The organism is Rhodocaloribacter sp. (genome assembly GCF_056451265.1).
The window spans coordinates 54,779-67,981 of sequence record NZ_JBWOPL010000108.1 but is presented as its reverse complement, the minus strand read 5'-3'; the positions used below and the strand labels follow the sequence as shown (position 1 = coordinate 67,981).

13 protein-coding genes are annotated in these 13,203 nt (G+C 66.5%); 4 read left to right on the top strand and 9 right to left on the bottom strand.

The features are described from left to right. Both AC1HIY_RS16415 and AC1HIY_RS16410 read right to left on the bottom strand, forming a co-directional pair. Positions 1-1,002: DUF3179 domain-containing protein (locus tag AC1HIY_RS16415; RefSeq protein ID WP_479577883.1), on the bottom strand; the 1,002-nt coding region annotated here is incomplete at its 3' end. 50 nt (positions 1,003-1,052) lie between these two features. Then, a complete protein-coding gene (locus tag AC1HIY_RS16410; protein WP_479577882.1) occupies positions 1,053-2,192 on the bottom strand; it encodes a DUF3179 domain-containing protein in 1,140 nt (379 codons plus the stop codon). A gap of 256 nt (positions 2,193-2,448) precedes the next feature. On the opposite strand from AC1HIY_RS16410, the gene AC1HIY_RS16405 reads away from it, so the two are divergent. After that, positions 2,449-2,868, top strand: a complete 420-nt coding sequence (locus AC1HIY_RS16405; RefSeq protein ID WP_479577881.1) for a DoxX family protein — start codon at positions 2,449-2,451, stop codon at positions 2,866-2,868. A 102-nt stretch (positions 2,869-2,970) separates the two neighbouring features. On the opposite strand, the gene AC1HIY_RS16400 is transcribed toward AC1HIY_RS16405, so the two are convergent. The 3 genes from AC1HIY_RS16400 to AC1HIY_RS16390 form a co-directional block, all read right to left on the bottom strand. Next, a complete protein-coding gene (locus AC1HIY_RS16400; protein ID WP_479577880.1) occupies positions 2,971-3,528 on the bottom strand; it encodes a peroxidase-related enzyme in 558 nt (185 codons plus the stop codon). Positions 3,529-3,590: 62 nt separating this feature from the next. Continuing rightward, positions 3,591-4,787, bottom strand: a complete 1,197-nt coding sequence (gene lhgO / locus AC1HIY_RS16395; protein ID WP_479577879.1) for an L-2-hydroxyglutarate oxidase — start codon at positions 4,785-4,787, stop codon at positions 3,591-3,593. 55 nt (positions 4,788-4,842) lie between these two features. Next, the gene (locus AC1HIY_RS16390; protein ID WP_479577878.1) at positions 4,843-6,144 is read right to left on the bottom strand and encodes an aminotransferase class V-fold PLP-dependent enzyme; all 1,302 of its coding nucleotides are present in this window, start codon (positions 6,142-6,144) and stop codon (positions 4,843-4,845) included. A gap of 254 nt (positions 6,145-6,398) precedes the next feature. On the opposite strand from AC1HIY_RS16390, the gene AC1HIY_RS16385 reads away from it, so the two are divergent. Continuing rightward, positions 6,399-7,460 (top strand): glycoside hydrolase family 113, encoded by a 1,062-nt coding sequence (locus tag AC1HIY_RS16385; RefSeq protein ID WP_479577877.1) that lies wholly within the window; start codon positions 6,399-6,401, stop codon positions 7,458-7,460. Here AC1HIY_RS16385 and AC1HIY_RS16380 read toward each other — a convergent pair. Continuing rightward, complete coding sequence (locus tag AC1HIY_RS16380; protein WP_479577876.1) at positions 7,450-8,067, bottom strand: DUF3267 domain-containing protein; 618 nt, start codon at positions 8,065-8,067, stop codon at positions 7,450-7,452. The two genes, AC1HIY_RS16385 and AC1HIY_RS16380, sit on opposite strands and share 11 nt — an antisense overlap. Before the next feature lie 80 nt (positions 8,068-8,147). Between AC1HIY_RS16380 and AC1HIY_RS16375 the strand changes: the two genes are divergently transcribed. Then, entirely contained in the window at positions 8,148-9,068 is a 921-nt protein-coding gene (locus tag AC1HIY_RS16375) for an alpha/beta fold hydrolase (RefSeq protein ID WP_479577875.1), read from the top strand. A 7-nt stretch (positions 9,069-9,075) separates the two neighbouring features. On the opposite strand, the gene AC1HIY_RS16370 is transcribed toward AC1HIY_RS16375, so the two are convergent. Beyond that, complete coding sequence (locus AC1HIY_RS16370; RefSeq protein ID WP_479577874.1) at positions 9,076-9,861, bottom strand: LolA-like protein; 786 nt, start codon at positions 9,859-9,861, stop codon at positions 9,076-9,078. A 271-nt stretch (positions 9,862-10,132) separates the two neighbouring features. On the opposite strand from AC1HIY_RS16370, the gene AC1HIY_RS16365 reads away from it, so the two are divergent. Beyond that, a complete protein-coding gene (locus AC1HIY_RS16365; RefSeq protein WP_479577873.1) occupies positions 10,133-11,191 on the top strand; it encodes a serine hydrolase domain-containing protein in 1,059 nt (352 codons plus the stop codon). A 6-nt stretch (positions 11,192-11,197) separates the two neighbouring features. Here the strand turns inward: AC1HIY_RS16365 and AC1HIY_RS16360 are convergent, their stop codons facing one another. Continuing rightward, the gene (locus AC1HIY_RS16360; RefSeq protein WP_479577872.1) at positions 11,198-12,643 is read right to left on the bottom strand and encodes a serine hydrolase; all 1,446 of its coding nucleotides are present in this window, start codon (positions 12,641-12,643) and stop codon (positions 11,198-11,200) included. A gap of 26 nt (positions 12,644-12,669) precedes the next feature. After that, complete coding sequence (locus AC1HIY_RS16355) at positions 12,670-13,197, bottom strand: rhodanese-like domain-containing protein (RefSeq protein WP_479577871.1); 528 nt, start codon at positions 13,195-13,197, stop codon at positions 12,670-12,672. Positions 13,198-13,203 lie beyond the last annotated feature (6 nt).

Here is a 13,203-nt window from a genome sequence, read left to right as displayed (position 1 = left end):
GCTCCCCGTCTCCGCATCGACGAGCGTCCCGTCCGACGCCGAGAACGTCAGGCGCTGCCCGGCATGGCGCGGGTAGTACGCCATCGCGCTTTGCGCGGCGGCGTCCCAGAAGACGACCACGTCCTCGCCGCCGACGGTCTCGTGCACCGCCCGCACCGGCGCGTCGGTGTCGTCGAGGAGGCCGAAGGGGAAGACCATGCCGCCCGTGCCCACCGGGATGCCGAGCCCGCGCTCTTTCGGCGGACGGCTGCGGTCGAGGCCGGTGCGGCTGTCGAGCAAGGCGGGGTTGTTGATCTCCTCATAGTCGCCGTACGGATAGCCGGTGGGCCGGTAGTTCCGGTTGAAGCCCGTGTTCGACGAGACGACGCGGGACTCCGGGTACAGCGTCTTCCAGGCGCCCCACGTCATCTCGATCACGGGAAACTTCGTGAGCGACGTGCCCACGCGCCCCCCGCATCCGGCGCTTCCGATCATCTGCGGCCACAGCGAGACGTTGTCCGTGCGGTCGTACATCGTCAGGTTGTTGTTGTAGAGCAGCCCCGAGACGCCGAACGTCCCGCCTCCGACGGCGGCGCGGTCGAAGGCGATGCTCGATCCTGTGAGCGGGCAATACGTGACGGCGAGCTTCGTAGACCCGAAGTCGAAGTTGGCGATCTCGTGCCACCACAGGATGTTGTGCGGCACGGCGTAGGCCTGCCCGTCAACGAAGAAGCCGATGACGCGGCTGTCGTCGACGAGGAAGCCTCCGACCTCATCCGGCGGCACGAGGTCGGGGTTCGTGAGCGCGGGGATGCCGTCCGGGGGCACGCCGCCGTCGGCGAAGTGGCTGATGTCGATGTTGCAGTTTTCGGCGTCCACGCGGGGAAGCGGGCCGGTGGTTTCGACGTCGTTGTTGCCGCCGCCCGCCCCGCCGCCGCCGTCACAGGCGGAGAGCATCACGGCGAAGACGAGCACGAAAGACGGGATCGAGCGATGAAAGCGAGGCGTGAACGATCTGGTCATGGCCGCATCTCGAATGGGTAGGTCCGGCTTTCCCCGAAGGGCGGAAGCCGTCAGTTTTGATAAAGGTCGGTGTTCGGTTTGAAGGCGAACCACGCGAAAGAGAAGTAGTCGCCGTGGGGCAACGCCCGAAGCTGCCGCCCGGCCATCGGCCCGGAGACGGCGCGGCCCGTGACGTCCCACACGCTCCCCGTCTCCGCATCGACGAAGCGACCGTCTTCGTATGAAAAGTGGAGCACGCGCCCGTCGACCGTCGGATCGAAGACGCCGGTGGAGCCGATCTCGCGCGACTCGGCGATGCGGGACTTGTCGAGCGCCGAGGTTGCGCCTTTCTCGGAGTGAAAGACGACGAGCGGCTGCCCGCCCACCTCGTCGTGGATGACGTGCGCCCGTCGCGTGACCGCATACGGATACGCCTTGTCCACCCCGCCGAAGCTCACGCCCACTACCTTCTCCATCGGGCGGAGCCGATCGTCGGTGGGTCCTTTGTACAGGAACGGGCGCTCGTTCACGTTGTCGTACCCGACGTATGGATTCCGGCCGTAATTGCGCCGGTGGCCGGTGTCCCGGGAGAGCACCATGCCGTCGGGATGGGCCGTATAAAACTGCTCGAACGAGATGATCTGCGCCGGGATCTGCGTGAGCTTCACCCCCGTGAGGTCGCCGACGATGCCTTCGCCGGAGAGCTGTTGCCAGAGCGTGTGCGTCTGCCGGTCGTACATGACGAGGTCCGAGTGGCGGAGCATCCCGGAGACGCCGAATTCGAGGGTCTGCCCGTCCACGCGCCGGTCATAGACGAGGGCGCTGTAACAGAGGGGGCAAAACGTGACCGTGACGGGGATGTCGAACGATACGGCGTCGTTGACGATCTCGTGCCAGGTAAGGATCTGGAGCGGATAGGCGCGCGCCACCCCGTCGATCACGAGCGAGAGGACCGGCTCCTGCTCCCCGATCCACCGACGCGCCTCCTCGATGGAGACGAACTTCGGCCGGTCGATGGCGGGGATCGCGTCGCGCGGGATGTTGACCGACAGTTCGGAGACGTCGATGTTCTTCTTGTCCCAGTTCGTCCGCCAGTCGTCCAGCCGCGCCCCCTGCGGGCGCTGCGCCGTCGCCGTCCCCACGACGGCCAACACCCCCGTCATCAACGCGAGGGTCCATCGAAACAGCGGCTTTGCGGCAGGTAGATTCATCACTCGGTCATGGGCTGTGCGAGACGTCTCCTCAGGGCGACGGAACGCCGCCGCCTCGGCCGGAACGGAGCGTACCTCTCCCCGCGCGGCCTCGTCATCTTTAGAGCGAGCGACGCCTCCAACGTTACGTGGATTCTCATACTCGTTATAACGAATTTCAGCCCCATCCCCTTGATATTATTCTCCCGAATAGTATTTTCTTGAAGGGGGGAGGGTTCGGCTGCATCCATTTCCCACCAACCTTACGGAGAGCGCCATGAAATACGCGGTTCTCATCGGACGTTTCCTCTTCTCCCTCCCGTTCCTCCTGTTCGGGCTCAACCACCTGATGAAGCTCGACGCCATGAGCGGGTACGCCGCCTCGAAAGGCGTGCCGGCCGCGACGTTCGTCACGGTCGTCACGGGCCTCATGATCATCGCCGGCGGGCTGAGCATCATGCTCGGCTACAAGGCCAAAATCGGAGCCTGGCTGCTCGTCGTCTTCCTCGTCCCGACGGCCTTCATCATGCACAACTTCTGGGGCGTCGAAGAGGCGATGGCCCAGAACGAGATGGCGCATTTCTTCAAGGATCTCGCGCTCGCGGGCGGCGCGTTGCTCCTCACGCACTTCGGCTCGGGGCCGCACAGCCTGGACCAACGACAGGCGGAAAGCACCGAGGCTCCACAGACGGCCTGACGAAGCCGGCAGGAACCTTCCGCCATCCGGCCCGGAAACCGAGCGTTTCCGGGCCTTTTTTCATGCGACGAACCCGCGGGGAACGGAAAACCCTCGGCCGCCTCAATACTGATACCCGCTGACCTCCTCGGGCGAAAAGTCCACGCCGAGGCCGGAGGCGATGCGGTTGACGAAGTTGAAATAGCTCGTGATCAGGTTGAGGTCGAGGATGTCGCGGTCGGTGAAGCCTTCGGCCCGGAGCGCCTCGACGTCGGCTTCGGTGACGGCGGCGGGCGTTTTCGTGAGCTTCTCGGCGTATTCGAGCATGGCCCGCTGCCGCCCGGTCAGCTCGAGCGCGCGGAAGTCGCGCGTCGCCTGCCTCACGCGGTCCCGATCCTTCCAGTAAAAATTGAGCGCCTCGGCGTGATGATGCACGCAGTACGGGCACCCGTTCGCCGCCGAGACGACGGTGGCAATGAGTTCGCGGTCGGCGCGGCGGAGCTTCGAGCGGCCGAACATGATCTTCAGATACAGGTCCATGTGCGCCTGCATCGTGGGCGGGTTGAGGCTGTGAATGCGCATGATGTTCGACAGCTTCCCCCGGCTGCCGACGATGCGATCGTAAATCTCCTTGAGTTCTCCGGAGGCGTCCGCCTCGTCGATCATCTCTATCCAGGCCATAAGTCGGGTTTCGGGTTTGAAGGTGAGGGTCGGGGGTTCGTGCCCCGGCGAACGACTCCGTTTCACGCAAAGCGCACGGCGAGGCGTTCGGCCACGAGGCGGCCCACGTTGAGCGAGGCGGTGGCGGCGGGCGAGGCGGCATTGCACACGTTCACGACGCGGTCGGTTTCTTCGATGAGGAAGTCGTCCACGAGCTCGCCGTCGGGGCGGAGGGCCTGTGCGCGCACGCCGGCGGGGGCCGGTTCGAGGTCGTCGAGCGTGATCTCGGGGATGAGCCGGCGGAGCGAGGCGAGGTAGATCCTCCGGCAGAGCGACTGCCCGATCTCGAAGAGGCCTTTGCGCCAGTGCCGCCGCGCCATGCGAAGGAAGCCGGGGTAGGCGAGCGTCTCGGCCAGCTCGCCCGGACGGATCGTGCCGAAGGTGTACCCCTCGCGCGCGAAGGCGAGCACGGCGCTCGGCCCGCACTCCACGCGCCCGTCGACCCTCCGCGTGAAGTGGACGCCGAGGAACGGATAGGCGGGATCGGGCACGGGGTAGATGAGATGGCGACAGAGGCGGCGCGCGCGCGGCTTCAGTTCGTAGTATTCGCCGCGAAAAGGGACGATGCGCACGCCGGGGTCCTGCCCGCTCATCTTCGCCACGTGGTCGGCGTACAGCCCGGCGCAGTTGACGGCGAAGCGCGCCCGGACCTCGCCCGCCGTCGTCGCGAGCGTGAGGCCGTCGGGGCGTTCGGCCATGCCGCGCACCCCGGCGCTCGTGCGGATCTCGTGCCCGCGCGCCCGGACCCGATCCGCCAGGCGCTCGCTCACCGCCCGGTAGTCGACGATGCCGGCCTCGGGCACGTAGATCGCTTCGAGGCCCGCCGCGTGCGGCTCGCGCTCGCGCAGCCGCTCCGGCCCGATGCGCTCGCACGCGACGCCGTTCGCCCGCCCGCGTTCGAGGATGGCGTGGAGGCGCGGGCGCTCGTCCTCGCGCACGGCCACGATCACCTTGCCGCAGACCTCGTACGGCACGCCCTCCGCCTCGCAAAAAGCCACGAGCGCCTTCCGCCCCTCGCGGCAGTTCTCCGCCTTCAGCGAGCCGGGCCGATAATAGATGCCCGAGTGGATCACCCCCGAGTTGCGCCCGGTCTGATGCGCAGCCAGACGCGGCTCCTTTTCGAGCACGACGAGCCGCCGACCCGGATAGTGAAACGCGAGGTGGTGGGCCGTCGCCAGCCCCACGATGCCCCCGCCGATGATGGCGATGTCGTACGTCAAAGGCGCTTCCCGTTCCGCTTTCGAGGGAGGTGAAAAGGACGCCGGCCCGGTCGGCTCACGCCTCGGGCAAGCCGTTCCGAAGGACGTCCTCCATGGCGTCGACGAAGCGGTCGATCTCTTCGAGCGTCGTATACACGTTCGGCGTCACGCGCAAGCCCTCGAACTCGGGGTGTATGATGGGGGTGACGATGATCCGGTGCTTCCGCCACAGGTGCTGCCCGAGCTTCACCGTATCGACGCCCTCGACCTGAACCGTGGCGATGGCGCACGAGAACTCGGGCTTGAGGCTCGTGTGGAGCCGGACGCGGTCGTGCGCGAGGAGACGGTCCACCCACAGGCGCGTGAGATGCCGAAGCCGGGCCTCTTTCCGCTCGGCCCCGATGCCCTGATGGAACGTGAGCGCCTCGGCAATGGCGAGGTAGTTCGCCGCCGGATGCGTGCCGATCTCTTCGAACTTGCGGATGTCCTCGTCCATCTTCTCGGGCGCGGCCATCATCGGCCACAACCCGCCGATCTTGTCTTTCCGCACATAGAGCATCCCCGTGCCGTGCGGGGCGAAGAGCCACTTGTGAAGACTCGTCGCGTAATAGTCGCAGTCGAGGTCGTCGTGGGTAAACCGGAAGTGGGCGAACGAATGCGCGCCGTCGACGATGACGGGAATACCCTTCGCACGGGCCATGTGCACCACCTTCTTCACCGGCAGGATCTGCCCCGTGATGTTGACGATGTGGCACATGAGGATGGCCCGGGTGCGCGGCGTGATGTGTTCCTCGAACAGGCGCACGACCTCGTCCGGGTCCTCGGCGGGGATGGGCAGGGGAAACTGCACGAGCTTGATGCCGTCGCGGCGCTCACGCTGTTTGAAGGTGTTGATCATGCGCCCGTAGTCGTGCGTGGTGGTGAGCACCTCGTCGCCCGGCTCGAAGTCGAGGCCGAGCTGGCAAATCTGAAGTCCTTCCGAAGCATTGCGCGTGAGGGCGATCTCCTCGGGGTCGCAGCCGAAGTCGCGGGCCAGGCGCTGCCGGACGCCCTCGCGCTGGGGTTCGAGGATGCGCCACATCGTATAGACCGGCGCCTCGTTCGAGTAGTCGAGGTGGCGTTTCATGGCCTCCTGCACGATGGCCGGCGCGGGGCTGACGCCGCCGTTGTTCAGGTTGACGAGGCTGCGGTCCACCGTGAAGGCCTGTTGCACTTCGAGCCAGAACGACTCGTCGCGGGCGACCTCCTCCGGCGTGCCGGGATGAGCGGCGAGCACGTCGAGCAGGCGCGGCAACGCGACGGGTTTGAACGTGGCGGTCACCATGGCGGCGGCGGCGGGACCGCCAAAGGCTCCGAAAAACTGGCGGCGCGTATACATTGATCTACCTCCGGGGGATGGGAAAGGAGCGGTGCCTCACAATATGCCTTGTGCTTTGCCCGAATAATCTAATAGTTTTTCGCGGCTTGGCAAATTATAATCGCGCTCCGTCTCCACCGGCTCACATGGGATGCGTCGAAACTCGCCGCCGGGCTGTACGTCTACCGTCTCGAAGCGCTCGGGCGCGTCGAGACGCGGCGCATGGTGGTCCTTCCCGCACGCTGACCCGCTCCTTTCTCAGACTCCGCCGCACGATGATCGTCTCGCGCCTCGCGTTTCTCCGAACGACCGGCCTCCTGCTGGCGGGTGGCGGCGTGGCGCTCGCGCTCGCCCTCGGCGCGCTCGGATGGAACGCCGCGCCGGAAGCCGCCCACATCCGGGGCATCACGCTCGACGCCCGGCGCCCGCCCGAGACGGCCACGCTGGCGCGCCTCCACGACCTCGGCGTCACCCACGTCACCGTCATCCCCTATGCTTTTCAGCCGTCGAAAGATCATCCGGAGATCCGTCACAACCCCGGCGGGCAATGGTATTCGGAGAGCGATGCGGGCATCCGCGACCTCGCCGGACGGCTGCGCTCACGCGGCATGAAGCTCATCCTCAAGCCGCAGCTCTGGCTGCGCGGCGGCGCGTGGACCGCCGACATCGCCTTTGCCACCGAGGCCGCCTGGCAAAAATGGGAGGAAGCCTATCGCGAGGTGGTCCTGCACTACGCCCGTCTCGCCGCCGAGGTCGACGCGGCAGTGCTCGTCGTCGGCACGGAGCTGGCCACGTCCGTCCGGACGCGCGAGGCGTTCTGGCGCGGGCTCATCGCCGACGTGCGGAAAGTCTACGACGGCAAGCTCACGTACGCGGCGAACTGGCATGAGGATTTCGAACACGTGCCTTTCTGGGACGCGCTCGACTTCGTGGGCGTGCAGGCTTATTTCCCGATCACGGGGGCGTCCGACCCCTCGCTCGAAGCGCTGAAGGCGGGGTGGGAGCCGCACCTCGAAGCGCTGGCGCGCGTCTCCCGGCGCACGGGCCGCCCGGTGCTCCTCACCGAGATCGGCTACCGGAGCGTGCCCTACGCCGCCGCCGAACCGTGGCGCTGGCCCTCCCGCGACGAGTACGGGCACGTCGCGCCCGACTTCGAACTGCAGGCGCGGCTCTTCGAGGCATTCTTCGAACAGTGCTGGTCGGCCCCGTGGCTCGCCGGCGCAATCATCTGGAAATGGCACCCCGAGTACGACCGCGCTTCCCGCAACCGCGACCTCAACTTTACGCCCCAGAACAAACCCGCCGAGCGCGTCATCCGGCAGTGGTTCACGCAGTGAGCGAGCGGCGTGGTTGCGTCCCCGAAACCCGCACCTGACAGCCGACCTCCGTCGGGTGATCGCGGACGAGGGTGTCGCCGTCGAGCGGGGCGAGGAGGCGAAGCATGACGGCGTCGCCGAGGGCGGAGGCGAGCATGACGTACCCGTAGAGGACGAGCCACCCGTTGCCGAGCGCGAGGCCGAGCAGCGCGGGCAAGAGCCCCAGCACGACGCCCGGCACGGCGAGCACCACCCGGTACGCCCGGACGGTCATCGGCACGGGGCTGTGCACGTATGCGATGCCGTCGCGCCAGCGCACGCCGAAGCGGATGGTGCGCCACGGAACGCCCGCCACGAGCGTCATCGTCAGCGCGTGCAGCCCCTCGTGCGCGACGGCGCTCACGGCATACACAACCGTGAAAACCACCACGTAGACGAGCACCGTGCCCGCCGCCGAAGGCCACGCGCCGAGATCGAACGAGGGCAGACCCCACAGCGCCACGTACGGCCCGAAGGTGAGCGCCGCGAGATAGACCGACCACCGAAGCACCGGACGAAGCACCTCGTCGAGTGTGAGCGTCAGATCGCGCCACCCGGCTTCGTCGGAAGCAGAAAGGGACGTAGCCATCGAAGCACCACGCATTTCGAAAAGAGTTCTTTTTTTTAGTAGTTTCCCACGCCACCACCGTTCACCCGCCACCACACACGATGCGCAAACTTTTCCGGATCGCGCCGGTGCTCGCCGTGCTCGCGCTCGGGGCCGCATTCATCCGGCCCGACATCCCCGTCGAGGAACTGAAGCCGAAATACGCGCCGCCGCCCTCGCAGTTCATGAGCCTCGACGGCATGGAGGTCCACTACCGGGACGAGGGCGAAGGTCCGGCGCTCGTGCTCCTTCACGGCACCGGCGCCTCGCTCCACACGTGGGACGGCTGGGTCGAAGCGCTCGCGGACTCCTTCCGCGTCGTTCGCCTCGACCTGCCCGGCTTCGGCCTCACCGGGCCGAACCCCGCGCACGATTACCGCATCGCCACATACGTCGACTTCCTCGAACACTTCGTCGGACGGCTGGGGCTCGAACGCTTCTCGCTGGCGGGCAATTCGCTCGGCGGGCACATCGCCTGGCGGTATGCGCTTGCGCACCCGCAACGCGTCGAGAAGCTCATCCTCATCGACCCCGCCGGCGCACCCGACGACGCGCCGGATCCGTTCGTTTTCAAACTCGCCCGGACGCCCGTCGCGAACCGGCTGCTCACCGTCGTCACGCCGCGTTCGCTCATGGAAAAGAGCCTCCGCGAGGTCTATGCCGACGACGCGAAGGTGACGCCCGCGCTCGTGGACCGGTACTATGAGCTTTCGCTCCGGGAAGGGAACCGCGCCGCCTTCGTCGCCCGCGCGCGCACCGTCGAGCCGAACCGCTTCGACCAGATCGCCTACGTGCGCGCGCCCACGCTGATCCTCTGGGGCAAACAGGACGTGTGGATCCCCGTCGCCACGGCCCGGCGTTTCACCGAGCGCCTGCCGCACGCCGTGCTCATCACCTATCCCGACGCCGGCCACGTGCCGATGGAGGAACGGCCCGCCCGCACCGCCGCCGACGCCCGGCGCTTCCTCACCGCGCGCCCGTGAACACGACTCACTTCCCTCGCCGCACCCCCTCGCGCCAGTGCTCCGGATCGAAAACCATCGGGTCCAGGGACACGTCGGCGCGAACGTCGCGGTAATATTCTTCGAAGAAGACGTTCCCGTTGACGAAGAAAAGCACCTCCGGCGCGATCCATCCGCCGCCGAGCGGCCGGTACCCGTTGAACTGCGTCTCGCGAAGGCTGCCGTCCGGGATGGGCTGCACCACCCGCACGAAATACAGCCGCTCCCTGTCGATCCAGAACTGGCTCCGGCGCTCGTCGTCCGTCTCGCTTCCGACCACATAGACCGGGCGGCCCTGCCACGTCGATTCATGCATCTTCGAGAGATCGAAGCCCAGCCTGCCGAGTTTGGTCAGGGTCTCCTCCGGCGAAAGGAAATACACATCGAAGCCGAGGAGCATGAGCGTGTGTTCCTGTTGCTGCGAGCCGGTCACTTTGCCGTTCTGGATGCGATAAAGCGTCCCGTCCCGGAAAAGCATGCCGTTCCCGGCGTCGAGCGGCTCGAAGTCGATGCGGAGCTTGCCCGGCATTTCGAGCGCCTCGTGCCAGAACGTGGTGTCGCGGCTGCCGTCGGCGTTGTGCTGAATGCTCATCTGGAGGAAGGTGAGCGTCCGGTACCACTTCCCGTCGTACCGCGCCCGCATGGCTTCGATGAGGTCGGCGGCGGACTCGATTTCGCCGGAGCCCTCTCGGGCGATCTCGTCAGAGGACGGGCGCCCGGCGGTCCACGCGCTCAAGAGGAAAAGAGGTAGAAGCACCCACAGGGCTTTTCGCATGAGATCAACGGGGATTGATGGGAAGAAGAATCGGCGCGGCTATGTACGCACGAGGAAACGCCGGGATGCATCGCACAGCGCCAACGTGTATTTTCCGGCACAATGCGGGAAGATAACTTTTTTCGAAAGCGCCCCCACATCGACGTTCTCCATCGTTTTTTATGAAAGCGCTCGTTCCCATGCTCTGCGTTTGAACGCCGCCGGAGACGCTCTGCATCCGAAACCCCATTGCCCGATAGACAGACCACACGCACAGACCCGTCTCAGACCCATGAACATGCTCCGCCGATGGACCGCGCTCGCGTTTGCCGCACTTCTGTTTGCGGCCTGCGAGGCGCTTGCCCCGCTCGAGTCCCCCGCGCCGGATGCGCCGGAGATCGGCCTCGAAACGCACCTTTCGGCAGAGCGTGGGAGCGCCGCACCCGCCGAGGGCCTCAAAAGCCTGCTCGTGCTCCACGAAGGGCGGCTCGTGCTCGAGCGGTATTATGACGGCAACCGCGCCGACAGCCTCAACCACGTCCGGTCCGTCACCAAAAGCGTCGTCGCGCTGCTCATCGGCATCGCCCTCGACGAGGGCTTCCTCGAAAGCACCGACCAGACCATCGCCGACTTCCTCACCGGCATCGCCGACTTCGACGCGGAGAAGGGCGCCCTCACCATCGCCCAGCTCATGACGATGAACGGCGGCTTCGAGTGGCACGAGACGGACGGCTCCGAATATCAGCTGTGGATGCTCGCGCCGAACCAGATTCAATACGTCCTCGACAAGCCCCTCGTCACCGTCCCCGGCCAGTATTTCAACTACAACTCGGGCGGCACGCACCTGCTCTCGGCCCTCCTCACCGAGGCCACCGGGATGAGCACGAAAGCCTTCGCCGAGACCTACCTCTTCGGTCCGATGGGCATCACGGAGTTGGCGTGGGAGACGGACAAACAGGGGTATTATAACGGCGGCGCGGGCCTTCAGCTTCGCCCTCGCGATGCGGCCGCCCTCGGCCTGATGATCGCGCAGGAGGGCCGGTACGGCGGCCAACAGATCGTCCCCGCCGCGTGGGTGCGGGAAGCGACCGTCGAGCAATACCGCCTCGACTGGCAGTACGGCCCCCTCGCCGACGTCGACTACGGCTACCTCTTCTGGCTCGACGAAGGACAGACGGAAAACGTCACACTCGCCTGGGGCTATGGCGGGCAATTCCTTTACGGCGTGCCCGCGCTCGACCTCCTCGTCGTCACCACGGCGGCGTGGGACGTCTCGCCCGCACAGAAGGAAACCCAGGAACTGGCCATCCTCGACCTCATCGCCGGGCGCATCGTGCCGAGATTCCGGTGAGCGCGTCTACTGCTTCTTCAAAAGGGCCGCCCGAAGCCGCTTGATCATCTGCGCGCCCGTCACGTTGCCGGGGTCGAGCTCGACCGACTTCTGGTAATTCTGAAGCGCCTCCCGGAGGTCGCCGTGGATCATGTAGGCCTCGCCGAGGCTGTCGTACGTGTTGTACGCGCCGGGAAACATCTCCACGTTGAGCTTGAAGATCTCGATGGCGTCCTCGACGTGCCCCGAGCGCAGGAGCCGGTAGCCGAGCGTGTTGAGCATCTCTTCCTCGAAGACGACGGGGGGATACGCGCCGCCGTCCTTCCACGCGTGATACTGCGCGATGGCGGCTTCGACGCCCTGTTCGCGGATGACCTTGAAGAGCGCCGCCACCATCCGAAGCTGGGGGTCGTCGTACCGGTCGTAGCCGAGCCAATCGGCGGCGGGCTGATCGCTGCCCAGCGTTTCGGCGAGAAGCGCGTGGAGCAGGAGCATACCGTTGTCGCTGTTCGTGAAGAAGACGAGCCCGCGCCGCTGTTCGGGGAAGGCGATGACAAAGCTTTTGTAGCCCCGGTTGTCGCCCCAGTGCCAGAAGGCACGGCCGTCGGCGGTCTCCTGAAGCCCCCACCCGAGGCCCCAGTGGATGCCGTCTTCGGCGTCGGACTGCGGGGAGAGCATGGCCTCATGCATGGCTGTGCTCAGGCCTTCTCCGTTCATCACGGCGGCGACGAAGCGGGCATAGTCCGGCGCGGTGGTGTGGAGGCTCGACGCCGCATTGCCTTCGACGGGCGTGAACTTGTCGAGCGCGGCGCCGTCCGCCAGGTGCCCCACGGCGATGTCCGGGCCGAAGCGATCCTCCCACACGAAGCTGCTCTGCATCATACCGAGCGGCTCGAAGACGCGCTTCACCGCGAGCACGCGCAACGGCTCGCCGGTCAGGTGCTCGACGACGCGTTGGAGATAGAGGAAGCCCTCCCCCGAATACTGAAAGCGCGCGCCGGGATCGAAGGCGAGCGTGAGGTCGCCGCCGGGCGGACGCCAGTTCGGCAGGCCTGTGGTGTGGCTGAGCACCATGCGCGCGGTGATCGCACGGTATCGCTCGTCCGCCGCGAGGTCTTCGTACGGGAGATAATCGGCCAGCGGCGCGTCGAGCTCGAGCACGCCCTCATCGACGAGCTGAAGCACGATGTAGGCGAAGACGGGCTTGCTCAGCGAGGCGGCCTCGAAGACGGTGTGCGCCGTCACGGGCGGCTTCGTCACGGCGCTCCGGACGCCGAAGCCCTCGGCCCACACCGGCGCTCCGTCCGCGATGAACGCCAGGGCGAGACCGGTCACCTCGGCTTCCTCCATCATCTCGGGGATGATCGCCTTCAGGTCCTCGAAGTTCGGCGTCTGCGCCGCCGCACCTTCCATCCCGGCCAGAAGCGCGAGCGCCGCTCCAAGTCCTCGCAGGCTCATCGAAAAAAATCGCATAGATCGTCCGTGGCTGTGCGTGCCGGTCAGTTCGAAGGGGCGGGCGCATAGGCCCGCAGTTCCTTTTGGAGAAGCATACCCCACACCCGGTCGTACGGATGCACCTGCCGGACGATCTCGCCGTCGCGGTAGACCGGCCGGCCCTCGTTGGCCCACTGAAAGAGCGAGCCTTCGAGGTTCGAGACGTTCGTGAAGCCCTTCTCCCGCAACGTGCGCACGAGCTTCGAAGAGCGATAGCCGACCGAGCAATAGGCGACGATGGGCGCGTCGCGGGCGAGGGTGTCGAGAAAGGCGAGGTCCGGCGTTTCCGGATCCACGCGGACGGCCCCGAGGAGATGGCTCACGGCGAACTCGGCCTCCGTCCGCACGTCCAGGAGCAGGGGCGGCGGCAGATCCGGAGCGCTCAGACGCGCGGCCAGCGAGTCGGTGGAGATCTGCCGCACCTCCGGGAAATTGCTCCGGACCATGCGGTGTACGACGGACCACGTCAGGCTTTGCGCATACACCGCGCCCACGCCGACGAGGCCGAAGAGCGCCATTGCGAGAATCAACATTCGCCG